General features: G+C 72.0%; 22 protein-coding genes and 1 pseudogene. 14 read left to right on the top strand and 9 right to left on the bottom strand.

What is annotated here, in order from left to right; genetic code table 11:
• Positions 1-10: 10 nt before the first annotated feature.
• From IEY36_RS20115 to IEY36_RS20105, 3 genes are read left to right on the top strand one after another with little or no spacing between them, the layout of a single operon-like run.
• A complete protein-coding gene (locus tag IEY36_RS20115; protein WP_188970087.1) occupies positions 11-1,243 on the top strand; it encodes a capsule biosynthesis protein in 1,233 nt (410 codons plus the stop codon).
• A gap of 3 nt (positions 1,244-1,246) precedes the next feature.
• Positions 1,247-2,038: an SDR family NAD(P)-dependent oxidoreductase gene (locus tag IEY36_RS20110; protein WP_188970085.1), complete on the top strand. Its 792-nt coding sequence runs from the start codon at positions 1,247-1,249 to the stop codon at positions 2,036-2,038.
• Positions 2,035-3,447 (top strand): LTA synthase family protein, encoded by a 1,413-nt coding sequence (locus IEY36_RS20105; protein ID WP_188970082.1) that lies wholly within the window; start codon positions 2,035-2,037, stop codon positions 3,445-3,447. Before IEY36_RS20110 ends, IEY36_RS20105 begins: the two co-directional genes overlap by 4 nt.
• Positions 3,448-3,508: 61 nt before the next feature.
• Here IEY36_RS20105 and IEY36_RS20100 read toward each other — a convergent pair whose 3' ends face one another.
• The 4 genes from IEY36_RS20100 to IEY36_RS20085 form a co-directional block, all read right to left on the bottom strand.
• Positions 3,509-4,243 (bottom strand): formyltransferase family protein, encoded by a 735-nt coding sequence (locus tag IEY36_RS20100; protein ID WP_188970080.1) that lies wholly within the window; start codon positions 4,241-4,243, stop codon positions 3,509-3,511.
• Between the two features lie 71 nt (positions 4,244-4,314).
• Entirely contained in the window at positions 4,315-5,628 is a 1,314-nt protein-coding gene (locus tag IEY36_RS20095; protein WP_188970078.1) for an aminotransferase class I/II-fold pyridoxal phosphate-dependent enzyme, read from the bottom strand.
• Positions 5,625-12,857: a type I polyketide synthase gene (locus tag IEY36_RS20090; protein ID WP_188970076.1), complete on the bottom strand. Its 7,233-nt coding sequence runs from the start codon at positions 12,855-12,857 to the stop codon at positions 5,625-5,627. Before IEY36_RS20090 ends, IEY36_RS20095 begins: the two co-directional genes overlap by 4 nt.
• A 10-nt stretch (positions 12,858-12,867) precedes the next feature.
• Positions 12,868-14,157, bottom strand: coding sequence for a glycosyltransferase (locus IEY36_RS20085; protein ID WP_229681447.1), 1,290 nt, complete (start codon positions 14,155-14,157; stop codon positions 12,868-12,870).
• A 275-nt stretch (positions 14,158-14,432) separates the two neighbouring features.
• Here IEY36_RS20085 and IEY36_RS20080 point away from each other — a divergent pair, with 275 nt between their 5' ends.
• The 11 genes and pseudogenes from IEY36_RS20080 (at position 14,433) to IEY36_RS20030 (ending at position 22,640) form a co-directional block, all read left to right on the top strand.
• Positions 14,433-14,861, top strand: coding sequence for a hotdog fold thioesterase (locus IEY36_RS20080; RefSeq protein WP_188970072.1), 429 nt, complete (start codon positions 14,433-14,435; stop codon positions 14,859-14,861).
• Positions 14,862-15,168: 307 nt separating this feature from the next.
• Complete coding sequence (locus IEY36_RS20075; RefSeq protein WP_188970070.1) at positions 15,169-15,873, top strand: isochorismatase family protein; 705 nt, start codon at positions 15,169-15,171, stop codon at positions 15,871-15,873.
• Complete coding sequence (locus IEY36_RS20070; protein WP_188970068.1) at positions 15,870-16,865, top strand: asparaginase; 996 nt, start codon at positions 15,870-15,872, stop codon at positions 16,863-16,865. The genes IEY36_RS20075 and IEY36_RS20070 overlap by 4 nt, the downstream gene beginning before the upstream one ends.
• 352 nt (positions 16,866-17,217) lie before the next feature.
• Positions 17,218-17,838 (top strand): phosphohydrolase, encoded by a 621-nt coding sequence (locus tag IEY36_RS20065; protein ID WP_188970066.1) that lies wholly within the window; start codon positions 17,218-17,220, stop codon positions 17,836-17,838.
• 255 nt (positions 17,839-18,093) lie between these two features.
• Positions 18,094-19,107, top strand: a complete 1,014-nt coding sequence (locus tag IEY36_RS20060) for an NAD-dependent epimerase/dehydratase family protein (RefSeq protein WP_188970064.1) — start codon at positions 18,094-18,096, stop codon at positions 19,105-19,107.
• Complete coding sequence (locus tag IEY36_RS20055; protein ID WP_229681446.1) at positions 19,104-20,072, top strand: tripartite tricarboxylate transporter substrate binding protein; 969 nt, start codon at positions 19,104-19,106, stop codon at positions 20,070-20,072. The genes IEY36_RS20060 and IEY36_RS20055 overlap by 4 nt, the downstream gene beginning before the upstream one ends.
• Positions 20,073-20,310: 238 nt before the next feature.
• Positions 20,311-20,883: an AMP-binding protein gene (locus tag IEY36_RS31425; protein ID WP_188970343.1), complete on the top strand. Its 573-nt coding sequence runs from the start codon at positions 20,311-20,313 to the stop codon at positions 20,881-20,883.
• A 216-nt stretch (positions 20,884-21,099) separates the two neighbouring features.
• A pseudogene (locus IEY36_RS31420) lies at positions 21,100-21,207 on the top strand (hypothetical protein); the annotation flags it as partial.
• 64 nt (positions 21,208-21,271) lie between these two features.
• Positions 21,272-21,679: an AMP-binding enzyme gene (locus IEY36_RS20040; RefSeq protein WP_188970062.1), complete on the top strand. Its 408-nt coding sequence runs from the start codon at positions 21,272-21,274 to the stop codon at positions 21,677-21,679.
• Positions 21,676-21,945: a hypothetical protein gene (locus tag IEY36_RS20035; protein WP_188970060.1), complete on the top strand. Its 270-nt coding sequence runs from the start codon at positions 21,676-21,678 to the stop codon at positions 21,943-21,945. The genes IEY36_RS20040 and IEY36_RS20035 overlap by 4 nt, the downstream gene beginning before the upstream one ends.
• Positions 21,945-22,640, top strand: coding sequence for a hypothetical protein (locus tag IEY36_RS20030; protein WP_188970058.1), 696 nt, complete (start codon positions 21,945-21,947; stop codon positions 22,638-22,640). The genes IEY36_RS20035 and IEY36_RS20030 overlap by 1 nt, the downstream gene beginning before the upstream one ends.
• Here IEY36_RS20030 and IEY36_RS20025 read toward each other — a convergent pair.
• The 5 genes from IEY36_RS20025 to IEY36_RS20005 form a co-directional block, all read right to left on the bottom strand.
• Positions 22,609-23,463 (bottom strand): LysR family transcriptional regulator, encoded by an 855-nt coding sequence (locus IEY36_RS20025; protein ID WP_188970056.1) that lies wholly within the window; start codon positions 23,461-23,463, stop codon positions 22,609-22,611. The two genes, IEY36_RS20030 and IEY36_RS20025, sit on opposite strands and share 32 nt — an antisense overlap.
• A gap of 225 nt (positions 23,464-23,688) precedes the next feature.
• A complete protein-coding gene (locus IEY36_RS20020) occupies positions 23,689-24,471 on the bottom strand; it encodes a DUF2076 domain-containing protein (RefSeq protein WP_188970054.1) in 783 nt (260 codons plus the stop codon).
• A 132-nt stretch (positions 24,472-24,603) separates the two neighbouring features.
• On the bottom strand, positions 24,604-25,020 hold the full coding sequence (locus IEY36_RS20015) for a CoA-binding protein (protein ID WP_188970052.1): 417 nt from the start codon (positions 25,018-25,020) through the stop codon (positions 24,604-24,606).
• Complete coding sequence (locus IEY36_RS20010) at positions 25,017-25,526, bottom strand: GNAT family N-acetyltransferase (RefSeq protein WP_188970050.1); 510 nt, start codon at positions 25,524-25,526, stop codon at positions 25,017-25,019. The genes IEY36_RS20015 and IEY36_RS20010 overlap by 4 nt, the downstream gene beginning before the upstream one ends.
• Entirely contained in the window at positions 25,527-26,285 is a 759-nt protein-coding gene (locus IEY36_RS20005) for a maleate cis-trans isomerase family protein (RefSeq protein ID WP_229681444.1), read from the bottom strand.
• Positions 26,286-26,315: the final 30 nt, after the last annotated feature.

Genomic DNA, 26,315 nt, shown 5'->3' with positions numbered 1-26,315 from the left:
GGCGCGGCGCATGACCGACCGGCGCTCCTTCCTCTTCCTGCAGGGGTTGGCGACGCATTTCTTCGTGCGGCTGGGCGACGCGCTGGCGGGCCGCGGCCACGCCGTCCATCGCGTCAATTTCAACCCGGGCGACCGGCTGTTCTGGAAGCGCCCCAACAGCACCGACTTCACCGGCACGGACGACCAGTGGCCCGCCGCCCTCGAAGCCATCATCGCCGCCCATGGCGTCACCGACATCGCCATGTTCAGCGACTGCCGCCCGCGCCATGCGGACGCCGTCGCCCTCGCCAGGCGGCTCGGCCTGCGGCCCTGGATCTTCGAGGAAGCCTATCTGCGGCCAGGCTACATCACGCTCGAACGAAACGGTGTGAACGCGCATTCGCCCCTGCCGCGCGACCCGCGCCGCATCCTCGCCATGGCGCAGGGCCTGCCGCCGGCCGCCCCAGAAACGCTGTCGGGCGGCTCCTTCCTCCGCCGCGCCACCGACGATGTCCGCTACAACATCCACAATGCTCTGCGCCGGCACCGCTTCCCGCACTACCGCACGCACCGCGCCTGGAACCCGTTCCACGAATATGCCGGCTGGCTGCTGCGCGGGGCGGTCCGCCCGGCCCGCCGCCGCGCCGCGCAGCGCCGCCTGGCGCGGCTGCAGGCCTGGCAGGGGCCGGTCTTCGTGCTGCCGCTGCAGCTTGAAGGCGACTATCAGCTGCGCCTGCATTCGCCCTTCGGCAGCCTGGGCGCGGCGATCGAGACCATCGTCGCCTCCTTCGCTACCCATGCGCCGCCTGACGCGCTGCTGGCGGTGAAGGGTCATCCGCTCGACAACGGCCTGATCGACTGGGGTCGGCTGACGATGCGCCACGCCACCGCCCACGGCGTCGCCGACCGGCTGCTGTGGCTGCCGGAACTGCCCTTCGGCCCGGTGCTGGCGCCGGCTTCCGGCGTCGTCACCGTCAACAGCACCGCCGGGCTGCAATCCCTGCGCGAAGGCAAGCCGCTCATCGCTCTCGGCACCGCGCTGTACGACATGCCGGGCCTGACCTTCCAGTACGGCCTCGACCGCTTCTGGACCGAAGCGACCCCGCCCGACCCGCGGCTGGTCGAGGCCTTGCGCCGGGTGCTCGCCGCCCATGCGCTGATCCGCGGCGGCTTCTTCAGCGAGGAGGGCATCTCCGAAGCGGTCGGCCACGCGGTCGCCCGTTTCGAGGCGGTCACCGCCACCAGCCGCATCGCGGCGGAATAGGCCGTGCAGGCCCCCGGCTGCGTGGTGATCTCGGGCGCTTCGCGCGGCTTGGGCGCGGCGCTGGCCGAACGCTTCGCCGCGTCGGGCATCGCCCTGCGCCTGATCGCCCGCGGCGCCAGCGGCCTCGCCGAAACCGCCGCCCGCTGCACCGCCCGCGGTGCCACGGTCGAGACGGCGGCGATCGACATCCGCGACGCCGCCGCCATCGCCGCCCAGCTGCACGCCTGGGAGGCGGCCCGCCCCGTCGACACCGTCATCGCCAATGCCGGCATCGCCCGCGGCACCCGCCCCGATGGCGCTTGGGAAGGCCTCGACGGCGCGACCGAGCAGGTGGCCGTCAACCTGCTCGGCGCCATGCATCTGGTCGAACCCCTGCTGCCGGCGATGCGCGCCCGCCGCGCCGGGCGGATCGCCCTGGTCGCCTCGGTCGCCGCCTATCGCGGCCTGCCGGATGCGCCGGGCTACGCCGCCTCCAAGGCCGGTCTGCGCGCCTATGGCGAGGGGTTGCGCGCCGCGCTCGGCCCCGGCGGCGTGGCAGTCACGGTCGTGCTGCCCGGCTTCTTCGAGAGTGACATGGGCTCGCGCTGGAAAGGCCCCCGGCCGCTGCTCATCAGCCTCGATGCGGCGGCCGGGCGGACCCATCGCGCCATCCTGCGCGGCGCGCGGCGCGCGGCGTTTCCGCTGCCGCTGGCCGCCGTGCTGCGCCTGGTCGACGCGATGCCGGCCGGGTTGTCGGATTGGGCGGTGCGGCGCATGCGCTTTCGCGTGGCCGCCGAGGATGCCCCCCGCGCGTGACGGGCGCCCTGCACCTTCTCGCCGGCGCTGCACTGCCGCTGCCCTTCTGGTGGTGGTTGCGGCGCGGCGCGGCGGCGCAAGCCTCGGCCTGGGCACTGCTCGACGCCGCACCGCCGGCCGCGCTGTTCCTGCTGCTGCTGGCGACGACCGGCCGCCCGATCATGGCGGGTGGCTTCGCCGCCGGGCTGTGCCTGTTCCTCGGCGTCGCCGACCGCGCCAAACGCGCCACCCTTGGCGAACCGCTCACCTTCACCGATGGCGGGCTGTTGTGGCAGGTCGCGGCCTTCCCACGCTTTTACCTGCCCTTCGTGCCCAAGGCCGTGATCGTCGGCGGTCTCGGAGCCGGCGCGCTTGCCTTCCTGCTGGTGCTGGCGCTGGAACCATCGATCGGTCTCGGCTTCACGGGCCGCGTGGCGCTGCTCGTCGCGGCCGCGGCGATCGTCGCGCTGCTGCTGCGCCCAATGCTGCTGCCGGGCAGCGCGACGCCGGCGCGCATCCCGGTGCAGGACGCCGCCCGCTTCGGCCCGATGGCGACCTTCGCGCTGCATGCCCGCCTGGCCGCGACCGAACGCCCCGCCCGCCGCGCCGCGCACCCGCCCAGGCCAGCCATCCTGCCGCCAGCAGTCGAGCCCCCGCATCTGCTGTTGCTGCAACTCGAATCCTTCTGCGACCCGCGCCGCCTCGGCATCCCGGCCGCCCTGCCGCACTGGGATGCGCTGGGCAGGGCGGCGTTGGCGCGCGGCCCGCTCGACGTCCCGGGCTTCGGCGCCAACACCATGCGCACCGAATTCGCGGTGCTGACGGGCCTCGGTGATGAGGTACTCGGCCTCGACCGCCTCAACCCGTACTTCCGCTTCGCGCGTTCGCCGGTCGCTTCACTCGCGTGGGCGCTGCGCGGGACGGGCTACGCCACCACCTGCCTGCACCCCTTCGATGCCCGCTTCTTTGGCCGCGACCGCGTGTTGCCCGCCCTCGGCTTCCACCGCTTCGACGCCACGCCGGCCTTCGCCGATGCACCGCGCGAGGCCGGGCTGGTCACCGATGCGGCGGTCGGCGCGCATCTCGCCACCTGCCTCGCGGCGGCGGAAGGCCCGGCGTTCCTCTACGCCATCACCGTCGCCGGCCATGGTCCCTGGCCCGGCCTGGACCCGGCGGCCACCTGGGCCGCCCGCATGGCGGCGACGGACGCCATGCTCGGCACGCTGGCCGATGTCGCACGGCGGAGCGCAAGGCCCGTCGTGCTGGTGGCCTTCGGCGACCACCGGCCCGCATTGCCCGCCGCGCGCAGCGGAACGGATACTGACTACCTGGTCTGGCGTAGCGACCGCGGCGGGGATGGCCGGGTAGAACCGATCGACGCGGTGGCGCTGCATCGGCTGGCGACCGCGGCGGTGCTGGGGGAGGGGTGACGGGCAGGGGGCGCGCTCGAAGGTTGGAGGGGCGCCGCCCCTCCAAACTTGACCTCCGCCCTCACAGCACCGCCCCGCCCAACCGCCGCGCCGCCCGGAAATCCCGCCACCCAGCCAGCCTCACCCCGCGTTTCGCGGCCAAGGCGAGGTCGCCCCGCGTCGGAAACCCCCGATACGCCATCACCGCCGCTTCCACGCCGCGCTCGCGCCCTTCGGCGATCTCATCCATCACCTGCAGCAACAGCTCCGCGCCCGCCAGGTGCAGTGCCCGCGCCGTGCCGGCCACGCTCGCACCCGCCGGGGGTGCCACCGCCCGCTGCGCCAGGATCGCGCCGGCATCGATGCGCGGCACCAGCCTGTGCACCGTCGCGCCGAACTCGTTGTTGCCGTCCGACGCCGCCCAGAAACACGGCATCGGCCCGCGATGCAGCGGCAGCAGGGAGGGATGCAGGTTGATCCCGCCCAACCGCGCGGTGGCGATGGTCTCGGCGGCGAGGATCTGGTCGAAATGGCAGGTCACGATCAGGTCCGGCCGCAGCGCGTCCAGCATCCCCTGCGTCACCGCGCCGTTGACCGAGGCGACCGTCGTCGCCGGCACGCCGCGGGCGAAGGCGGCCGCCCCCACCGGCCCGACGCCGTCGCCCCGCCACAACCGCGGCGCGGCGAATTCGACGAACATCCACGGAAGGATGCGTGGCCCGGACCGCGCCAAGTGCCGCCGCGTATTCGCCGCCCGGTCGCGCCAGGCATCCGATAGGCCGAGGAACACCACGTCGTGCCGGGTCTCGCGCAGCACGCGGGCGGCGGCTTCGGCGCTGGCGGTGCTCTCCAGCGTCAGCAGGGCGATGCGCAGGACCGGACGATCGGTCAGCCTGCGATCTCCGCCGGCCGCGCGCCCGCCATTGCCGCGACCACCGCCTCGATGGTGGCGCGGATCTGCGCCTCGGTATGCTCGGAGGAGAGGAAGAAGCGCAGCCGTGCCGAACTGTCCGGCACCGCCGGATAGAGGATCGGCTGCACGTTGATCCCCTGGTCGAACAGCGCCTGCGACAGTCGCGCCGCACCGACCGAGGAGCCCACGATCACCGGCACGATCGCATGCCCGGCCGAGGTCCCGGTATCGAGCCCAGCCTGTCTGGCCAGCCGCAGGAACAGCGCAGTATTGACCTGCAGCCGCGCGACGCGCTCGGGTTCGGCGGCGAGGATGCGCAGCGATTCCAGCGCCGCGGCGGCCAGCGCTGGCGCCAGACCGACCGAATAGACGAAGCCCGGTGCCGAGTGCTTCAGCCAGGCCACCAGGTCGGCATTGCCGGCGATGTACCCGCCGCAGGCCGACAGCGTCTTGGACAGGGTGCCCATCCAGATATCAACCTCGCGCGCATCGACGCCCCAATGCTCGTGGATGCCATGCCCCGTGGCGCCGACGACGCCCATGCCATGCGCTTCGTCCACCATGAGCCAGGCATCGTGCCGCCGCGCCATCTCGATGAAACGGGGCAGTTCGGGGATGTCGCCATCCATCGAGTAATGTCCCTCGATGACGATCAGCGCGCGCCGCGCCCCACGCCGGTTGGCGGCCAGTTCCTTCTCCGCCGCGCGCCAGTCGTTATGCGCGAAGGCGATGCGCTTCGCCCCCGATAGCCTTGCGCCCTCGGCGCAGGAATTATGGATCGCGGCATCATGCAGGATGAGGTCGCGCGACCCCATCAGATGGCCGAGCACGGTAACGTTGGTGGCGTGGCCTGACACGAAGGCGAGCGCAGCTTCGACCCCGTAATGCGCCGCGATCGCCTCCTCCAGCGCTGCATGCACCGGCCGTTCGCCCGAGACCATGCGCGACGCCGAGGCCGAGACGCCATGCCTGTCGATCGCCGCCTGCGCCGCCCGCATCACCCGCGCATCGCCGTTCAGGCCGAGATAGTTGTATGACCCATAATTGATCACCTCGCGATTGCCGATCATCGAGGTCGCGCCGGCAATCCCCTCATGTGGCCGGAAGAACGGGTTCTCCAGGCCGAGCGCCCCGGCCGCCTCGCGGATCAGCTCCATGTCGCGCTGGCCGGGCAATTCGCGGAAGGCGCGCGCCGCGCCGGGGGCAGGGCCTTTCTCTTCCTTGCGCTTCGACAGGCGTTGCAGCAGCGCGAGCCGCGCGGTGGCGGAAAGGCCGAAGCCCTGGCTCACTTCACGCTCTCCGTCGTGGCAGCCTGTGCCGGCTCATACGCATCCATCAGCGACTGCACCGTCTGCTCGTTCCTGTCTTCCAGCACCACGCCCGCCATGCGGCCGGCGAGGATGGCGATGGTGAGGTCCTCCGTCACCGCCGCCAGCGGCACCTGTACGCCGAGCCGCCGTTCCAGCGCCATGCGCAATTCCAACCCGCCCAGGCTGTCGAGCCCGAGGCCGGCGACCGGCGCATCCGCCCCCACCGCCTCGATGGGTAGGCGCAGGATGCGGGCGATCTCCTCCTGCGCCAGGCCGACAAGGCGCCCGCGCGCTTCCTCGGTCGGCATCGCGCGCAACTCGGCGCGCAGATCGGCGCCCTCGGCACCCCCCTCGCGCGCCGCGCGCACCGCGGCATAGGCCGGCTCGGCGAGGATCGGCAGCCCCGCCGACAGCGTCGCCCAGGTCACCCGCGCCAGATGCGCGACCGGCACCTCGGCGGCGAGCAGCGCCGGCAGCGCCGCCAGCGCCTCCTGCGCCGGCATGGGTGCCACGCCGGTCCGCCGTTCCAGCGTCTCGGCGGTGGCGGCATCGCGCGCCAGCACCCCGGCATCGGCGATCGGCCCCCAGCCGACGGCCAGCGCCGGCCGCCCGGCTGCGACGCGCCGCCGCGCAATCGCCTCCAGCGCCACATTGGCCGCGACGTAATTGGCCTGCCCCGGATTGCCGAAGGCCGTGGTCGCCGAGGAGAACATCAGGAACAGATGCAGCGGATCATCCGCCGTCAGCCGGTCGAGCGCCTCGGCAGCGACCAGCTTTGGCGCCAGCACGGTGGCGAAGCGCTCGGCATCCATGCTGGCCGCCGCGCCATCGGCGAAGGCCGCCGCCGCCAGCACCACGCCGCGCATGGGTGGCCCCTCGCGCCGCAGCCGCACAAGCAACGCGGCCAGTGCTGCCGGATCGGCGACATCGCAGGCCTCGATCCGCGCCTGGGCGCCGAGCGCCGCGAGCGTCCGCAACGCGGCCTCGGACCCCGGCGTGGCGCCGCCGCGCCGCGACACCAGCACCAGATGCGCCGCCCCGCCGGCGGCCAGCCATTTCGCGCATTCCAGCCCGAAACCCTGCACCCCGCCGACCACCAGATAGGTGCCGTCGGCATCCGGCTTCCATGCCTCGACAGGGTCACCGCCGTCATCGTCCGGCGGGCGGATCACCAGCTTGCCGATATGGGTCGAGGCCTGCAGCGTACGGAACGCGGTCTCGGTCTCCTCCGCCGCGAAGACCGCATGCGGCAGGGCGAGCAACGCGCCATCGGCCAGCCGCGCCGCGATGTCGGCGAGCAGCGCGGCGGCGAGGTCCGGCCTGGCGCGCGGCAGCGCATCGGCATCCACCGCGAAATACGACACGTTGCGCCGAAACGGCCGCAGCGGCGTGCGGCGGTTCTCGACGAAATCCCGCTTGCCCAGCTCGATGAACCGCCCGAAGGGCGCGACCAGCCCGAGGCTGCGTTCCATCGCCTCGCCCGCCAGCGAGTTCAGCACTACATCCACCCCGCCCGGCCAAGCCGCGCGCAGCAGATCGGCAAATCCGGCATCGCGGCTGTCGAGCACCAGGTCCGCCCCCGCCATGCGCAGGAAGGCGCGCTTCTCCTCCGACCCGGCGGTGGCCGCGACCAACGCCCCGGCCGCCCGCGCGATCTGGATGGCGGCGAGCCCCACGCCGCCCGCGCCGCCATGGATCAGCACCCGCTCACCGGGGCGGATGCGCGCCAGCGTCTCCAGCGCATAAGCCGCGGTGATGAAGGCGACCGGCAGGGTCGCCGCGGCCTCGGGCGACAAGCCGGCCGGCAGCGGCGCCAGCGCCTCGGCCCGCGTCAGCGCCCGCGTCGAGAAGGCGGCCGGCGCAAACCCGAACACCGCCTGTCCCGGTAGCAGCGCTACGCCCGGCCCGACCGCCTCGACCACCCCGGCGCATTCCATGCCCAGAGTCGGCCCGGCGAAGCCGTCCATCAGCGCATCCTCGGGCAGCAGACCCTGCGCCCACATGAGGTCGCGGAAATTCAGCCCCGCCGCCTGTACCGCCAGCCGCACCTCGCCCGGCCCCGGTGCCGGCAATTCAGGCAGCGCCGCCCAGGCCAGCGAGCCGATCTGCCCCGGCTGGCCGACCACCAGCCGCCTGGCCCCGCCACGGGGCGCCGCCGGCAGGCCCGGCGAGAGCACCGGCGCGAGCCGCCCGTGCACCGTCAGCGTCACTTCCGGTGCCTCACCGGCCAGTTCGGCGGCAAGCCGCCGCGCCGCCACATCCACCGGCAGCCCGGCGTCGAGGCTGATCCGCCGCGGCTTCAACTCCGGCATCTCATTGGCCAGCACGCGGCCGAGCCCGGCCAGCGCCGCCGCCCGCACCGCATCCCCCACGCCGACCAGCGCGAACCCCGCCGCACTGCCCTGCGCCGCTTCGGCCAGTCGGGTCGCGGCGGCCAGTGCGACGGCCGCATCGGCCTCCGCCTTGACCAGCGCGACGACCAGCGCGCCGCGCATCTCGTGCGGGGAGGGTGGCACGGCCAGCCCATGCTGGAATACCTGATGCCCTTCGGTGCGCAGCGCCGCTTCCAGCGCACCGGCCAAGCCGGTGCAGCCTGTCTCGGCACAGACGAGCACGCGGCGCGAGGCCACCGGCGCGGTGACGATAACCGAGGGCGCCCGCGCCGCGATCAGCAATGCCGGCCATGGCGCGGCCGACAGCCGCAGCGTATCGGGCGCCTCGAAGCCGGCCTGGGAGAGCGCGGCATGCCACGCTTCGTCATCGGGCAGGGCGCTGTCGCCGCCATCCCACCAGGCGGGGTCCTGGCCGCAGGCGAAATCCCACAACCGGCCTGGCGCCGGTTCTGCGAGCAACAGCAAGGCACCCGGCGCGCAGGCGGCGCGCAACGCAGCGGCGAGCCTGGTCCCGGAGCGTCCCCGCGCGGCGGTGGCCAGCCCGATCACCAGATCCGCCGGTTCCGCCACGCCATTCCCACCCAGCGGGTCCCAGCCGGACCAGGAAAAGTCGATCCCCTCGGCGACCGGCGGCGCGGCGCCGGCACGCGCTTCGCCCGCAGCGCGGTATTGCACGCGCCGTCCCGAGGCCGCGAGTGCGGCGACAGCCCGCCGCGTCAGCGGCCCGCCACCGCCCAAATCGAGCACCCGCAGCGCCCGTTCCGCCGGCCAGGCGGCGGCGAGGCTGGCAATCGCCGCTTCCATCACCGTCGCGATCTGCGCGAAGGCGCCCGCCTCGGCCGGGGGCGGCGTGGCCGCGCGGGCCTGTCCGGACAACGCGGCCGGCAGCGCCTCCGCCGCCCGCGCCAACCAGGCCATGTCGAGGGCGAGGCGCGGCTGTTCGGCCAGCACCGCGCGCCAGATCTCCTGCGCGGGGGGCAATGACTGGTCCTCGGCAAGGCGCCAGCCGCCGCTGGCCTCCTCCGCCATGCCAGCCTCCGCCAGCGCCTGCCACAGCGCGCGCCGATAGGGCGTGGCGAGCGACGGCGCGGCCGGCAGCGCGGCGATGGTTGCCGCCGCCGCGAAGCCTTCCAGCAGCAGCGCGGCTTCGGTCATGTCGGCGCCCGCATCGGCGGCGCGGCCGGCTTCCAGCGCCGCCTCGGCATCGAGCGGCGCGGGGGCCGGCGGAAACGGCGCGGCCGGCAGCGGGTCGAGCCGGAAGGCGTGTTCGGCCGGCGCGCTGCGGCCAGGCAGGCGGATGCGTTGCAGCCACACGTCATGGCCGGTCGCGACCACCGCCCCATCGGCATCGCGCAGCACGAGGTCGGCGGCGATGAAGCGCTCGCCCCGCCGCGTCAGCGCTACCTCGGCGACCACCGGCAGGCCGGCGCCACGCCGGGCGGCGAGCCGGCCGATGCGCACCGGTACCAGCGACTGCCCGGCCGGCCGCACCAGCGCCGCGAGCAGCGCGATCAGCCCCTGCAACGCGCCATCGAGCAGCACCGGATGCAGGATGAAGCCTTCGGCCGGCGGGGCGGTCTCGGGCAGGCGCAGCGTGACGCGCGCACGCGCTTCCACATCATCGGCCAGCACCTCGACCACCGGCCGGAAGGCCGGGCCGTAGTCGAGCCCGCAACGTGCCGCCAGGGTGACAACGCGGTCCCCCGCGACGCGGCGCTGTCCCGCCGGCGGCGAGGGATCGCTGGCCGGCAGGCGAGGCAGTGCCGCGATGCGGGCGCGGGCCGACAGGCTCCAGGGCTCCTCGGCGAGGCGGCGCCGGCTTTCCAGCGCGAAGCCACCTTCCTCATCGACTAGAACGCGCACTTCCCGCGTGCGGTCTGGCTCCAGCGAGAGCGGGCGCAGGATCGCGAGCTCGGCGACTTCCAGCACCTCCGCCTCGGGGAAGCGGAGCGCGGCGGCGGCGAGCGCCATCTCGGCCATGGCCGCGGCCGGCAGCACCGCCTCGCCCAACAGCCGGTGGTCAGCCAGCCAGGGCTGCAGCTCGGTATCGAGCCAGGCGGTCCAGCCGCGCGCCTCCTCGCCTTGGCGGATCCCGAGCAGCGGGTGGTCGCGCCGCGGCAGCACCAGCGCGGCGGTCTCAGTGGTGGCCGGGAACCAGGTGTGGCGGCGCGCGAAGGGGGTGCGCGGCAGGCCGGCGCGTTCGGCTGGGCCGACGAAGGCGGGGCCGGAACGCGGGTCGGCACCGCGCGCGATGGCGCGGTCGGCGATGGCGGGGAAGGGGTCGCCCGGCGGGTCGCGCCGCGTCAGGCTGGCGAGCACCGCGGCGCCGTCGGTGTCCTCGCGCAGGCTTTCGCGCAGGTAGGATTGCAGCACGGCGGCCGGGCCGACCTCGACGAACAGACGCGCCCCCAGCCCGGCGGCGGCGCGCACTGCGTCGCGGAAGCGCACCGGTTCGCGCAGGTTGCGCCACCAGTAGCCGGCGCCGGCCTCACCGCCCGGCAGCACCGCGCCGGTCACCGAGGAGACCATTGGGATGGCCCCCGCCTGTGGGGCCAGCGTGGCGAGGTCGGCCAGCAGCCCGTCGCGCACCGGGTCCATCGCCGCGGCGTGGAAGGCGTAGTCGAGGTCGAGCGGGATGGCCGAGATGCGCGCCGGCTCGGCCGCCGCGCAGAGCCGCGCGATGGCGTCGGCCGGCCCGGCCACGGTGATCGCCGCCGGCCCATTGATGGCGGCGACTTCCAACCCCGGCCCACAGGCGTCGAGCAAGGGCGCGGCGGCCTCGGCCGAGGCACCGATCGCCGCCATCCGCCCGGTCCCGCGCGTGGTATGCTGCTGGCGCGAGCGCGCGACGATGAGGCGCGCCGCTTGGTCGAGCGCGAGGATGCCCGCACACCAAGCCGCCGCGACCTCGCCGACGGAATGGCCGAGCGCCATCGCCGGGCGGATGCCCTGCGCCGCCAGCGCGCCGACCACGGCCACCTGTACCGCGAAGAGCAAGGGCTGCGCGACATCGGTACCGGCGAGCATCGCGCCGGGCACGCCGCGTTTCAGCAGGGTGACCGGCGACCAGCCGAGCAATGGTGCGAGCGAGGCATCGGCCTGCTTCATCGCCGTGCGGAAGGCGGCGTTGGTGCGCAGCGCCTCGCGCGCCATCGCCTCATGCTGCGCGCCATTGCCGGAGAAGACGAAGGCGAGGCTGCCGCGCACCGCCTCGCCCTGCTGGGCTGCGCTGTCTTCGCCGTCGGACCACGCGGTGATGGCCGCATCGCGCACCACCAGCCGATGCGGGGCGAGGTCGCGATGCCGCGCCACGCCGCGCGCGAAGGCGGCGGTCGTCTCAGCGTCGGCGCCGGCCAGCGTCTCGCGCCAACGCGTTGCCAGCAGGCCGAGCGCGGCGTCCGAGCGCGCCGAGATCACCAGCGGCGGCACTCCATGCGCCCGCGCCGCCGCGGCGCGCCTGGCCAACGGCGCGCGGCCGAGCAGCACCGTCGCATTGGTGCCGCCGAAGCCGAAGGAATTGACGCCGACCACCGCATCCTCACGCGCCGGCGGGGCCGCGAGAGCGGTGGGGACGGCGAGGTTGAGGCCGTCGAAATCGATGTCTGGATTCGGCTCGGCGAAATGCAGCGAGGGCGGCACCGCGCCCTTCTCCAGCATCAGCATCGCCTTGAGCAGCCCGGCCATGCCGGAGCCCGCTTCCAGGTGTCCGATATTCGTCTTCACCGAACCGATCGGCAGCGGCGTCGCACGATGCCGCGCGATGGTGGTGCCGATCGCCCAGCTCTCGGCCGGGTCGCCGACGCGGGTGCCGGTGCCATGCGCCTCGAAGGCGAGGAAGCGGTCGGGGGTGATGCCGGCGCGCGCGACGACGCGTGCCATCAGCGTGGCCTGTGCGGCGCGGTTGGGCAGCGACAGCCCGATGGTGCGCCCTGCGGCATTCGCCCCGCTGCCGAGCAACACGGCGCGGATCGGGTCGCCGGCGGCGATCGCGTCCTCGACGCGCTTGAGCACCACGACGCCGGCACCCTCGCCGCGCACATAGCCATCGGCCGAGGCGTCGAAGGCGCGGCAACGGCCAGTCGGCGAGAGCATGCCCGCGCGCGAGAAGCCGATGAAGGAATAGGGCGAGAGCAGCATGTTCACGCCGCCCACCACCGCTGCTTCCAGCCCCGGATCGTCGGCCAGCGCCTGCGCCGCGATATGCAGCGCGACGAGGGAGGAGGAACAGGCGGTATCGACCGTCTGCGCCGCGCCGCGCAGGTCGAAGACATTGCCGATCCGGTTGGCGAGGATCGACAGCGCATTGCCGGTCATGAAGAAGCGGTCGCCGGCCGAGGGGTCCTCCAGCCGCAGTTCCGCATAGTCGGTCGAGGAGCCGCCGGCGAAGACGGCGATGTTGCGCCCGGCCAGCCTCTCGGCCGGCCAGCCGGCATCCTCGAAGGCCTCGGCGGCGACTTCCAGCAGCAGGCGCTGCTGCGGGTCCATCTCGGCCGCCTCGCGCGGGGAAAGGCCGAACGCGGGCGCGTCGAACCCCGCCGCATCGCCAATGGTGCCGGCGGCGAAGGTATAGGCACGCCCCGGTTCTGATTTGCGCGGATGGCCCCAGCGCGCCTGGTCGAAGCGTTCGGCCGGCACGGTGGTGACGGCGTCGCGCCCTTCGGCGAGCAGCGTCCAGAACGCCTCGAGGTCCGCCGCGCCGGGCAGGCGGCAAGCGGCGCCGATAATCGCGATGCCGCCGGAGGGGGGGGCGGCGCGGCTGGTTTTCGCTCGGTTGCGGGCGGTCATCCGCACGACCGGCCCGACGCCTTGCGCCATGCCAGGGTGGTCACCGCAGCGCCGCCGGATGGGCGGAAAGCGGTTCGGCCGAGGGCGCGGACGCGCCGGCCCGCCGGGACGCACCGGCACCGAGCGCGGCATGGCGCGCGGCGACGCGCGCGAGCATCCCGTCCACCGCATCGAAATGCTCGTCCCAGCCAGGCGCCACCCAGCCGCGCAGCCGGGTGAGCTGCGCCGCGCGCGAGCGGCTGTCCGGCCCGGCATAGTCGAGCACCATACGCCGCCATCCCGCGCCATCCAGCGGGTCGAGATATTCCGGCACGTCGCCGCCCACTTCGCGCAGCGCCGGCAGGTCCGAACAGATCGCCGGTGCGCCGGCGGCGAGCGCCTCGGCGAGCGGCAGGCCGTAGCCCTCGGCGAAGGAAGGGAACAGCAGAGCGCGGCTGCCGGCGAGCAGCGCCGCGACAGCGGGGTCAGGCAGCGAGCCGGCCTCGGTCACCAAGCCTTTGAGCAAGGTGCAGCGTTCCAGCAGGTCGAGGACATTCTCATTCTCCCACCCCCGCCTGCCGACCAGCACGAGGCGTGGTGCGGCCGGGCCCCATTTGGCGGCGAAGTCGCGCCACAGATGCAGCAGCAGCAGGTGGTTCTTGCGCGGTTCGATGGTGCCGATCGAGACGAAATAAGGCTCGTCCGGCATCGCCGGCACATCGGTGGCGGGTGCCGACATCTCGATGCCGAGCGGGGCGACGACGACATCCGGCGGGTCGGCTTGGCGCACCAGATGCGGCTGCAGCACCGCGGCGGTCGCCGCCGAATTGGCGATGATGCCAGCGGCCAGGGAGGCGACCGTCTCCAGCCGCCGCAGATGCTGCATGGCGACGCCGGGACGGGCATATTCCGGATGCGTTGCTGGAATGAGGTCGTGCACCAGCGGAATGAAGGCCGCGCCGGCCGCGCGCAGTTCCGCGATCGGCTCAGGCTTTTCCATCAGGCGGTGGGAGACCAACAGGAACAGGCAGCGTCGCTCGCGGGCCATGACGCCGTTCAGCCGGGCTCGCCCGCGCGAGACGGCCAGCCGCAACAGCGCGATGCGCCCAAGCCGCAGGGCGGATTGGCGCGCCACCTCGGCGCCGGGGCCACCGGCCCAGCCCGTGGTCAGCGCGGCGGCGAAGTCGGCGACCAGCGAATGCGGCACCGCGGCATAGCCGCCCCAGGGTCCGCGCGCGCAGAAGGTGACGTCGGCCGGCGTCGCTGCCAGCCACTTGGCCGCGTAAGCGGCCTCGACTCGGTCAATCCCCGATGGCGCCCGGCGGCGGCCACAGGCGAGAAACCGGGACACGTCCAGAATTACGTGCACGGCACCACCATTCCCTGCCGGCCAAGCATGCCGGCTCCCGATCTGACCCACCATGGATGGGCGTTGTGCCCAAAAGTTCCACGGCACCCTTCTCGAGCGGGATGCGCGCGGCGATACGACGTTTCGCCCGCAATCTTCGTTACCACAACCTTAGTCCTTTCGCAGGGCGCGAAGTCAACACGGAAGGTTCAGCCCTGGCGGGAGTTGCCATTCCAAGCCAGACTCTGTCGTCGTAGCTGACGAAAGTGTGTGATTCGATGAACATATGGCGTCGCAATGCCGACCCGGCCGAGATGGAAGCGCGCTTCCAGGGCAGCCTGCCCGGCTTGTTCGGCATCCGTATCCTTGAGGTCGGTCCTGACTTCATCCGCGCCGAAATGCCAGTCGATGAGCGTCATGCCCAGCCCTTTGGTATTTTGCACGGTGGCGCGTCCGTCGTGCTGGCCGAGACGATCGGCAGCATCGCCAGCACGCTCACCCTCCCCGAGGACCGCCGCGCCGTCGGGCTTGAGGTCAATGCCAATCATATCGCCGGCGTCCCCGTGGGCCAGGTGGTCACCGCGATTTGCCGGCCGTTGCATCTGGGGCGCACCACCCAGGTCTGGCAGACCGAGATCCACCGTGCCGATGGCCGGCTCGCCTGCGTCTCCCGCCTGACGACCGCGGTGATCGAGCGGCGCGACTGAACGCGTGGCTTGCGTGGCTTGTGGCCGCGCAAGCCACGCTGCTTCTATCGTCCCTCAACCGGCGGGCGGCCGGCATCCGCCGGCCTTGCCTTCGCGCCGTGCGCTCGCGGATCGCTGCGGGGCCGCGATCCGGTTTTGTGGTGTCGCTCAGATGACGGGCGGCCGGCACCTGCCGGGCTCGCCTTCGTGCTGTTCGCCTGCGGGCCTTCCGCGCGCCCGGTTGCCGCGCCACGGCGGCGCCGATAGCCTGCGGCCCGGAAACCCCAATCGTCGCCGGCCCTCTGTCTGCCCCGAGGAGACCGCCCGCATGCATCCGCTTGCCATCCCGCCCGAGATCGTCGCGCGGGTCGAGGCCCGTTGCGGCCGCGCCCACCCCTTCGAGGAGCTGGACCCGCGCCGCACCGCCTTCGTCGTGATCGACATGCAGATCGGCTTCATGGACCCCGCTATCAGCCATGCCTGCTGCCCGATGGCCGAACGCATCGTCCCCGCCGTCAATCGCCTGGCCGCTGCGGTGCGCGAAACCGGCGGCGGCGTGTTCTGGATCCAGAACACCCACGACGAGGCCTGCGAGACGGAATGGACGGTGATGCAGCGCATGGTCACGCCAGCCGCCCGCGCGCGGCGCAACGCCGCCATGATGGAAGGCACGCCGGGTCACGCCCTGTGGCCGGCGCTGGACGTTCGGGCGGAGGATGAAAAGGTGCTCAAGCGTCGCTTCAGCGCCTTCATCCAGGGTTCCTCGGACCTGCCGCAACGCCTGCGCGCGCGCGGCTTCGACACGGTGCTGATCGGCGGCACCGTGACCAATGTGTGCTGCGAAAGCAGCGCGCGCGACGCCATGATGCTCGACTTCCGCACCGTCATGGTGGCCGATTGCAACGCGGCGAACAGCGATGCGGAGCACAATGCGTCGCTCGCCTCCTTCTGGAACATCTTCGGGGATGTCATGACCACGGACCATGTGATCGACCGGCTGCGCGCCGGCGCGGCGGGGAAGCAGGCAGCATGAGCACGAAACCGAAAGTCGCGATCATCGGCACCGGGGGCACCATCTCCTCGGTCGGCCGCGGGCCGCTCGACCTGATCGACTATTCCGCCGCGGGCAAGGTCCTCGACGTCAACGACGTCATCGCGCGCGTGCCCGAACTCGCACTGGTCGCCGAGATCATCCCGGTGCCGTTCAAGGCGATCGCCTCCACCGCCATCGCTTGGGCGGAATGGAAGGAATTGCTGCTGATCTGCGACCGCCTGGTCGCCGAACACCCTGACCTCGCCGGCATCGCCATCACCCATGGCACGGCCTCGCTGGAGGAGACCGCCTATTTCCTCTCGCTGACGCTGAAGATCCCGGTGCCGGTGGTGCTCGTCGGCGCGCAGCGGCCGGCGTCCGCGCTGGCCGGCGATGGGCCGATGAACCTGGTCAATGCGGTGCGCGTCGCCGCCGACCCGCGCGCGCGCGGCCTCGGCGCCCTGGTGCTGCTGAACGACGAGATCCAGGCGGCGCGCGAGGTGACCAAGACCTCCACCCTGCGCCTGCAGACCTTCCGTACACCCGATTTCGGCGTGCTCGGCCAGGCCGATGCCGATGAGGTCGTCTGGTACCGCAAGCCGCTGCGCCGTATGGCGCCGGACACTGAATTCGACGTGCGCGGGCTCGATGCGCTGCCGCGCGTCGACGTCGCCTATACCTACGCCGGCGCTGATGGCACGGCGATCGAGGCCTTCGTCGCCGCCGGTGCCAAGGGCATCGTCACCGCCGGCTTCGCGCCCGGCTTCGTGACGCCCGCCATGGCCACGGCGCTGGAGGAGGCGGTCGCCAAGGGTGTCGTCGTTGTGCTGTCGTCGCGCGCCGGCTCGGGCCGCGCGGGCAAGACCACGCGCGGGCGCAATGCCGGCTTCGTCACCGCCGACAACCTGACACCGCAGAAGGCGCGCATCCTGCTGTCGCTGGCGCTCGCCGCCGGCGTCACGGACCTCGAGCGCATCTTCGCGGCGTATTGACCTGGTCCGTCGCGGCGGGCGAGGGGTCGTCCATCGTCGTTGCGCGTGCCAGGATGCCCGGTGTGATCACCGTGGATCGAGTGCTGCAGTGGAACCGGAGAGGGCTTTGCCCCCTCCGGACCTCCCCCACAAAAGGCCTAAGGGCCTCTGGACACCAATATTGGGTGGTGGGCGGGAGGGGCGTTCCCACGACCGACAATCGTGTCGGGCAAAAAGCGCACACAGTCATCCCCCGAAGCCCGGTACCAGGTAATGGTGTCCAGAGGCCCTCAGGCCTCTGGTGGGGTGGCTTGGAGGGGCAAAGCCCCTCCAATCGTCGCGCCGCGCCTCACCGCCGCCGGACACCCCGCTAATGCCCGACCGTGCGTGGGTCCGACTGCCTTCCGGCCGGCGCCTCGACCTGCTCTCGCCGACGCCCTTCGACTGGACGGATGCGGACCTCGCCACGGGCCTCGCCCGCACCTTCCGCTGGGGCGGCCATTCCGCCTGGCCGGAGCCGCTCTCGGTCGCGCAGCATTCGCTGACCGTGCTTGCCCTGCGCCGCGCCCGCACGCGCCATCGGCTGACGCCAGTGCAGGAATTGCGCGAGCTGCTGCATGACGCGGATGAGGGGCTGATCAACTTCGACTGCATCTCCCCGCTCAAGCCCTTCCTTGGGCCGGGCTTCGCCGAATTGCAGGCGCGGCTGCTGGCGGTGATTGCGCAGCGCTACCGCCTGCCGGCCTGGACGGCGGAGGAGAAGCGCGCCCACAAGGCGGTCGATGTCGCGGTCGCCGCGGCTGAGGCGGTGCATGTCGTCGGCTGGACCGCGACGGAGGTGCGCGAGACGCTCGGCATCCGCGCCGCGGTGATGGCGGCGGACCCGCTCGCGGTGCGCTATGGCGACCCGCCCTGGCGGCCCTGGACGCCGGATGTGGCGGCGGCGCGCTTCATCGAGGAACTGACGGCCTTGCAGGCGCGGGCCGGATACTAGGTCGGCTTGCGTTCGGCGGCGCGCAGGCAGCGCGCTTCAGGCCGTTGTTTAATCGAGCATCGTCACGCGCCTGACCGATTCACCGCAGGTGTGGTGTGCCCTCAGATGCGCTTCGTCCGCCTTGGCTCGTGGCAGCCGCTGCCGGGTGCCTGTCCTGGCGCACATCGTCACCCGATCGGGATAGGCTCTAGCCGCGCCACCCATCCCGCGCGATCATCCCGCCCGGGAAATCGTTCAAGAGGGATTGGAACGCGCATGACTGCCGCCGTGCCGGTTGCTGGCCACAAATTCATCATCGTCGGCGGGGCAAGCCTCGTAGGCTCCGCCACCGCCGCCGAACTGCTCGACGCCGGCGCGTCGGAAGTGGTGCTGTTCGACAATTTCTCGATGGGCTCCGAACAGGCCATCGCGCATATCCGCGACAATCCGCGCCTGAAGCTGGTGCGTGGCGACGTGATGCGCCTGCCCGACCTGCTGCGCGCCATGGAAGGCTGCGACGGCGCGCTGCTGCTCGCCGCCTACATGACGCTCAACATGAACAACGACCCGTGGGGCGGGCTCGACGTCAACATCCGCGGTGTGCAGAACGCGCTGGAAGCCGCCCGCGTCAACAAGGTAAAGAAGGTCGTCTTCGCCTCCTCCAACGCCGTCTATGGATATGGTCCGGGCGTGAAGGGCGACCTCGTCGAGGACACGCCCTTCCATTCCGTCGGTGCGCCGCCGGCCGCGATTCTCTATGGCGCGACGAAGATCATCGGCGAGCAGCTCTGCCGCGACGCCAAGCGCCGTTTCGGCCAGGACTACGTTGTGCTGCGATATTCCACCGTCTATGGCGAGCGCCAGCACTATCGCGCGGCCAATGCGCTCTACATCATCGAAACCTGGGACAAGGTGAAGAAGGGCGAACGCCCGCAGGTCTTCGGCGATGGGTCGGAGACCAAGCACTTCGTCTATGTCGGCGACCTGGCGCGCGCCAACCGCATGGCCTTCGAGGCCGACGCGACCGATGTCGCGGTGAACACCTCCGGCCCCAAGCCGGTCACCACGCTCGAACTGGTGCGCATGGTCACGGCGCTCGCCGGCAGCAGCATCGAGCCGGAATTCGTCGGCGACACGCCGGGCAAAGTGCGCCTGACCTCCGGCGGCGCCTTCCGCATCGCCCATGAAGAAGCCTTCAAGGCCATCGGGTGGAAGCCGCAGGTGGAGATGGAGGAAGGCCTCCGCCGCCTGATGGCCTGGATCGACAGAAACGAAGGGAGGACATCGTGACAACGACAAGAAGAACACTGCTGGCCGCGGGGGCGGGGCTCGCCGCGCCGGGCATTGCCCCGGCACTCGCCCAGACGAATCGCTGGCCCGAGAAGCCGGTCGAGATCGTCGTCGGCTTCGTCCCCGGCGGTGCGACCGACCTCGATGCGCGCGCCGTCGCACCCATGCTCGAAAGGCGCATCGGCGGGTCGGTAGTGGTGGTGAACCGGCCCGGTGCGGGCGGGGAGGTGGCACTCGCCTCCGTCGCCCGCGCGCGGCCGGATGGGCATACGCTCGGCACCACCAACATGCCGGGGCTGCTGACCATCCCGATCGAGCGCCAGGCGCAGTTCAAGCTCGACGACTTCGCCGGCATCGCCAACATGGTCACCGACCCGACCGCGATCACCGTGCATGAGGAGAGCCCCTACCGCACGCTGGCCGACCTGCTAGCGGCGGCGCGCGCGCGGCCGGATGCGATCACCTATGCCTCGCCGGGCGTCGGCACCGACGACCATCTGCAACTGGTGCTGCTGCAGGCCGCGACGGGCACCAGCTTCACCCATGTCGTATTCCAGGGCGACCCGCAGCTGATGACGGCGGTGCTGGGCCGGCAGGTCGATTCGATGGGGCTGAATCTCGGCCCGGTTTCCGCGAATCGCGACAAGCTGCGGACGCTGGCGATGGCCGGGGCGGCGCGCAGCTCCTTCCGCCCCGAGGTACCGACGCTCAAGGAACTCGGCTTCGATGTCGAGATGGCGTCCGAACGCGGCTTGGTCGCCCCGGCCGGCACGCCGCCTGCGGTGCTCGCCAAGCTGCGCGAGGCGATGGGCGACGTGGTGCAGGACCCGGCCTTCGTGGCCGCCTTCCGCGCCCGCTTCACCGAGCCGCGCTACGAGGAAGGGACGGCCTGGTTCACCCGGCTGCGCGGGTTGCAGGAGGGCTACCGTACCCTGTGGCAGCGCACGCCCTGGTCGCAACGCTGAGGGTCCGTTTGGAAACGCGCGAGCTGGCGCGTTTCCACGTCCCGTACCGGCCCACCCCCACCCGGAAACCCATTCCAGGATTCTGACGTGGGTGGCCGGGTGGGGGTGTGGGCATGTACCGGACTTTCCAAACAACTTCTGAGGACAGGCGCATCGGCCGGGCGACCCCGGTCGATCGCCCCCATCGCGCGATTCCTTACCGGTGCCTTGCCGATTGATGCGGTCTCGTTAGTGCCGCATTAATGGAATCGAGCACGGGCACAGGACGCATGGCCGCTTAAACGCACACTCCGCACGCGCGCCGGTCATCACGGCAGCGATCGAGGCGGCTGCGCGACGTGCGCCGGACCTGCCCGCCTGCATTCTTGACGGCGCACCGCTGAGCTATGCCGCGCTGGTGCGGCAGGTGCGGACCGTGGCCGCGCAATTCACCCGCGCCGGGCTCGCTCCGGGCGATGCGGTCGGTATCGCCCTCGCCGATGACCGGGCCAATATCCGGACGACACTGGCACGCATCCGCCTCGGCTGCCGGCCAGTGGCGTTGCTGCCGCGCGACCCGGCGCCACTGCGCGAGGATCTCGCCCGACGCCTCGGCCTGGTCGCCGTGGTCGGCATGGCGGCGCCCGACGCGCTGGGCGGTGCGGCGCTGATCCGGCCGGATATCGAAGCGGCCGTCGCTGCACCAGATGTTCCGCCGCCTGCCGGCGGGGCGGAGCTGGTGGTCGGCATCTCGGATACCACCGGCCGCCCCAAGCTGGTGGTCGCGACCGAGCCGATGATGGTCGACAAGGCCGAGATCCTGGCGGGCTAAGGGCGCATCTTTCTCCATCGCCTCGGCTTTGACGGCAATCACGGCAGGCGACTGACGCTGCGCAGCCTGGTCACCGGGGGCACCGAAATCGTCGGCGGCGGCGCGACGCCCGAGCAGATCGCGCAGCTCGTCGCGCGCTTCGGCGTTGGCCGCCTGCAACTCCAGGCAGCGTTCGGCTGCGACCTGCATGTCCAGTTCGGCACGACCGAGGTCGGCATGGTCAGTATCGCCGGCCCCGCGGACCATGACGCGCATCCGGACGCGGTCGGACGCCTGCTGCCCGGCGTCGCGGTGGAGGCGGTGGACGATGACGGCCGCCCCCTGCCGGCCGGTGAGGAAGGGCCGCTGCGGTTCCGCTCCGCCGGCACGGTGCTAGGCTATCTCGACGATGATAGCGGCGAACGCCTGCCATTTCGGCGATGGCTGGTTCCACCGCGGCGATGTCGAGTGCGTCATCACGGCGGGCGACCTGCTGGTGGCCGGACGGCGCGACGACACGATGACGCTCGGCATCATCAAGATCTTCCCCGCCGAGATCGAGGCGGTGGCGGAAGGCTTCCCGGGCCTCGCGGACTGCGCCACCTTCGCGATGCACTCGGAACGCTTCGGCGACATCCCGCTGCTGGCGGTGGTGGGTGCGCCGGGCTTCGACGCGGCGGCGCTGCTCGCGCATTGCCGGGCGCGGCTCGGCGTCCGTGCGCCGCGCCGCGGGCTGGAACTGCCGGCGCTGCCGCGCAACGCGCAGGGCAAGGTGCTGCGCCGCGACCTCGCCGCCCTGGCCGGTGCCATGCCATGAGCCGCGACGGCACCACCCTGCGCGCGCTGTTGGCCGAAGCCTTGCGCAACAACCCCGTCATCGATCTCTCCGCGCCGGATGTCCTCGCACGGCTCGACAATCCGGACGCTGATTGCGCCTTCGACGAGGTCGCGATGGATTCGCTCGGCCGGCTCGAGACCTGCATCTGGATGGAGGTGAATGCCGCCATCCCGCTGCGCGAGGCGGAGATGCTCGATCATCCGGGGCTGATGGCGCTCGCCACGCATCTCGCCGCGCGCGGCTGATGGATATCCCGGCAGCCCTCGCGGCCTGCACCACGCAGGCCGACCATTACCGCGTGCAGATGCTCGCCGAGAACACGCTGGACCCCGCCGCCGCCCTGGCGTTGCACGCGCGCATCGATGCCCTGCCGGCGGAATCGCATGAATGGGTCCGCCGGCTCGCCGATATGGTGCTGCGAACCAGCCGGTGGCCGAACCCTACCGGCGCCACGACTTCGCCGAGAATGTCTGCTTCTACGAAGGCCAGCGGCCGGCCGGCACCCCGTGCAGCCTGGTGGTCGCCTTCACCGGCGCTGGCCTTCGGGCCGATCATCGGGGCGGCAATGTCGCTTGGCCTTGGTGGCATGTCGCCGGCGGCGATGCAGCTGGCCCAGGCGCCAGGCGGGCTCGATCGAGGCCTGTTCCGGCGCATGCTGGCGGGCGCCTCGCCGGGCCGGACACGGCTGGTCTGCGCCCATGGCGAAGGCTGCCAGCGCTACGCGGTGCGCGGGTCGCTGCTCGCCATGAGCATCACCGCCTGCCGCGTGCTCGTCGTGGCCGGGGTGACGCATCACGGTGTGGTGGCCGACCTGTTCCTCGCCAATGTCTGGCGGCGTTTCGTCGATGAGGTGCTGCTCGGCGACACACTGCCGCCGGACGGCGTCTGGCGGCCCGGCCCGGTACCGCTCAGCCAGCCGGCGCCAGACTCTCCCGGATGAAGCCGATCAGCGGCTCGACCAGCGCCGAGCGGCCTTCGGCATCGCCGAACAGGCACATCTCCGCCGTGCCGCAGCCGGGCAGGCCGGGCAGTTCCACCAACCCTGGCGGCAGCCCGGCGCGACCCAGCACCGTCGTCGCGAAGCCCGCCTGGGCAGCCGCCGCGACGCCGGGCAGGGAGGCCGAGGTGAACACCACCTCGAAGGCGATGCCGGCGCGGGCGAGCGCGGCCAGCGCGCGGTCGCGGAACATGCAGCCCTGCGGCAGCATGGCGATCGGCAGTGGGCGTTCGGCCGGCGCCTGCCAATCCGGCGCGGCGACCCACACGATGGTCTCGGTGAAGATCGGCCGGCCCTCGGTCTCCCCGTCGCGCCGCTTGCCGAGCACGAGGTCGAGCACGCCATCGGCCATCGCCGCCCGCAGGTCGTGGCTGCGGCCGACTTCGACCTCAAGGCGCACCTGCGGATAGATCTGCGCGAAGCGTGCGAGCACCGGCGCCAGGTTGCGCGGGATGAAATGGTCGGCGACACCCAGGCGCAGCCGCCCTTCGACCGGCGGGGCGATCATCCGCCGCACCGCCTCGTCATTCAGCGCCAGCATGCGCCGCGCATAGGCGAGCAGCGTCTCGCCCTCGCGCGTCAGCGCCACGCCGCGGCCGCCGCGGTCGAGCACCCGCTTGCCGAGGATGTCCTCGAGCCGCTTCACCTTGAGGCTGATGGCCGATTGAGTCAGGCCGAGCGCGGTGCCGGCGGCGGTGAAGCCGCCACGTTCGGCCACGGTGACGAAGCCGCGCAGCAGGTCGAGATCAAGGTCGGGGACACGCATGGCATGAGGAACCATCATGCGCCACGCGCCGTCAATGACATTTGCCAATGAAAAAGGCCGGCCCCCTGGGGGTCCGGCCTCGATCCATGGTGCAAGGGATCATACCGCCGAGCCTGCCCGATGACGGCGTCATCGGGCAGGGAACGGCATGGCGCGCAGGGCTCGCGTCGTGGCTGAGGGCGAAACCAGGATCCTGATACAGGTCGGCCGGAAGGCTGGCCGGTATCAGATCTCCTCGTCGCCGCCCCAGTCGCCGCCGCCATCATCGGCGCCGGCATCCTGCTGCGACCAGCCATCATCGACCGGCGCGGCATCCTGCTGGCCCCAGGCGTCATCGACCGGCGCCTTGGCGCCGCCATCGGCCACCGCCGAAGCCGGGTCGGTCCAGGGCGAGGAGGTCGGCGTGGCATCCGCCCCGCCGGTGGCGAAGGGGCTGGTGGCCGCCTGGGCCGCCCCGCCATGTCCACCAAAGGCGTTCATCAGCATGTTGCCGAGCAGCATGCCGCCCGCCACGCCGGCCGCCGCTGAGGCCGCGGTTCCGAGGAAGCCCATCCCGCCGCGGCCCTGCTGCGGGGCCAGCGCCTGCGGGTCGTAGCCGGCCGGGTATTGCGGCTGCGGCCGGGGCGGCATGGGCGGGGGCATCGGCGCGTTGGAGCGCCCGCCGAACAGCCCGCCGAGCAGCCCGCCGCCACCGGCCTGCGCCGCCTGGGCCTGGCCCTGGCGACGGGCGTTCTCGACTTCCCATTCCAGCTGCTGGATGCGGTTGTTCGCTTCATGCAGCGCCGCCTCCTGCACGAAGGCGGTCTGGGTGAGGCGGTAGCGCGCCTCGGGGTAGCGGGTGAACAGCTCGCCGATCAGCCGATCCGCCTCCGGGTCCACCGGAGGCAGCGTTGGCACCTGCGGCGCGGAGGCGGCGCCCCAAGGGCCGCTCGGCGCCTGCGGCACCGGCGCCGCGCCGCTGATCCGTTCCACGAAGGCGGAAATGATCCGCCGCTCTTCTTCCGTCATCAGACTCCATCCTCTCCCGACTGTCCGGTGGCGCGCCTGGCTGTGGCGCGCTCTATCCGTCGCGCAGCGAAGTGGCCCGAAGCCGGGGGCGATTCAAGGCATCGACATGTTACGGATGGTAGCGGGGGCGTGTCATATCCGCGCAGGCAGCCCCAACCGCCGCCATTCGATCGCCGGGCAGCGGTCCATCACCACGACAAGCCCGGCCGAGCGGGCCCGCGCCGCCGCAGCCTCGTCGATGACGCCGAGCTGCATCCAGACCGATGTTGCCCCCAGCGCGATCGCCTCATCCACCACCGCGCCCGCCTCGGACGAGCGGCGGAAGATGTCCACCATGTCGAGCGGCGCCGCCTCGGCCAGACTGGCGAGCGCGGCGATGCCGTGCACGGCGCGCCCGCGCAGCGCCGGGTTCACCGGCACGGCGTCGTAGCCGTGCGCAAGCAGGAAGCCGAAGACGCCATGGCTCGGCCGGTCGGCGCGGTCCGAGGCGCCGACCACGGCGATGCGCCGCGTGCGCATAAGTAGGTCGCGGATTTGTTCGTCGGTCATCGTCCCGCGCCCGGCGCATCGAGGAATTTCTGCATGAATTCCAGGTCGAGCCAGCGGTCGAACTTCCGCCCCACTTCCCGCAGCACTGCGCCACGTAGGAAGCCGAGCCGTTCATGCATCCGGATCGACCCCTCATTCGCCACATCCACCCCGGCGATCATCACATGCTTGCCGAGGGCGCGGGCCGGTTCGAACAGCGCGGCGACCAAGGCGCTGCCGAGCCCCTTGCCGCGTGCATCGGCGCGGATATGGACGGAATGCTCGACTGTGTGACGAAAGCCCGGCCAGGGCCGGAAATCGCCGAAGGAGGCGAGGCCGAGCACGCCATCCCCCTCATCGGCGACCAGCACCGGGTAGCGCAGCGCCTGGCGCGTCGCGAACCAGGCGGCGCGGTCCTCCAGCGTGAAGGGGTCATCGGCATAGATCGCCGCCGAGGTCGCAATCACGTCGTTGAAGATGGCGGTGATCGCCGGCAGGTCGGCCTCCGTGGCCGGGCGGATCGGCATTCAGAATTCCTCTAGCAGCCGGCCGCAGCCTTCGACGCGGTCCATGATCCCGTTGGCGCGCAGCGCATGCCAGTAGGTCGCGGTATTGATGGCGATGACCGGCTTGCCGAGCCACAGCTCCGCCATCGCTGCCAGCCGCACCATGGAAAGATTGGTGCCGACCTGGATGATGGCGTCGACATCGTCGCCGTCGATCTTCTTGATCGCCTCGACGCATTGCTGCGGCGTGACCTGCGCGATGCCCGTCCAGGACCGGCATTGCAGGGCGATGTCGCGCACAACCGAGAAACCCATATCGCCGAAATACCGCGCCACCTCGATGTTCATCGATGGCCAGTATGGCGAGAGCACCGCCAGCCGCTTCACCCCGCCATGGGCGTTCAGCGCCGCCGTGCAGGCGTGGCTGCCGACCGAGATACCCACGCCCGAGACCTCCTTCACCTGCGCGATGAAGCGGTCCGCCCCCTTCGCGCCGTCGAAGAAGGTCACCGCCGACATGCCCATCACCAGATAGTCGGGCGAGCAGGTCATCACAGAGCGCACCGCGTCGAGCGTATTGGCGCCGATCAGCTCCGCCCCGGCGCGGAAGGTCTCGTTCGAGACGGCGTCGGCATTCGGCGTGTAGATGCGCGAATAATGGTTGGTTACGCCGGCCGGGCGCATCATGTCGAAATCCGGCTGCACGACTGTGTTGGTCGATGGACCCATCACCCCGAACATCTTCCGCCAGCCCAGCACATCCTTGCCCATATCCGACATCCTTCGCGATCCGACGCGGCGCGCAGCCTG

It is taken from the genome of Neoroseomonas lacus, assembly GCF_014644535.1.
GTDB classification, from domain to species: Bacteria; Pseudomonadota; Alphaproteobacteria; order Acetobacterales; family Acetobacteraceae; genus Neoroseomonas; species Neoroseomonas lacus.
The sequence above is the reverse complement of the archived record's forward strand: the minus strand, read 5'-3'. Positions and strand labels throughout refer to the sequence as shown.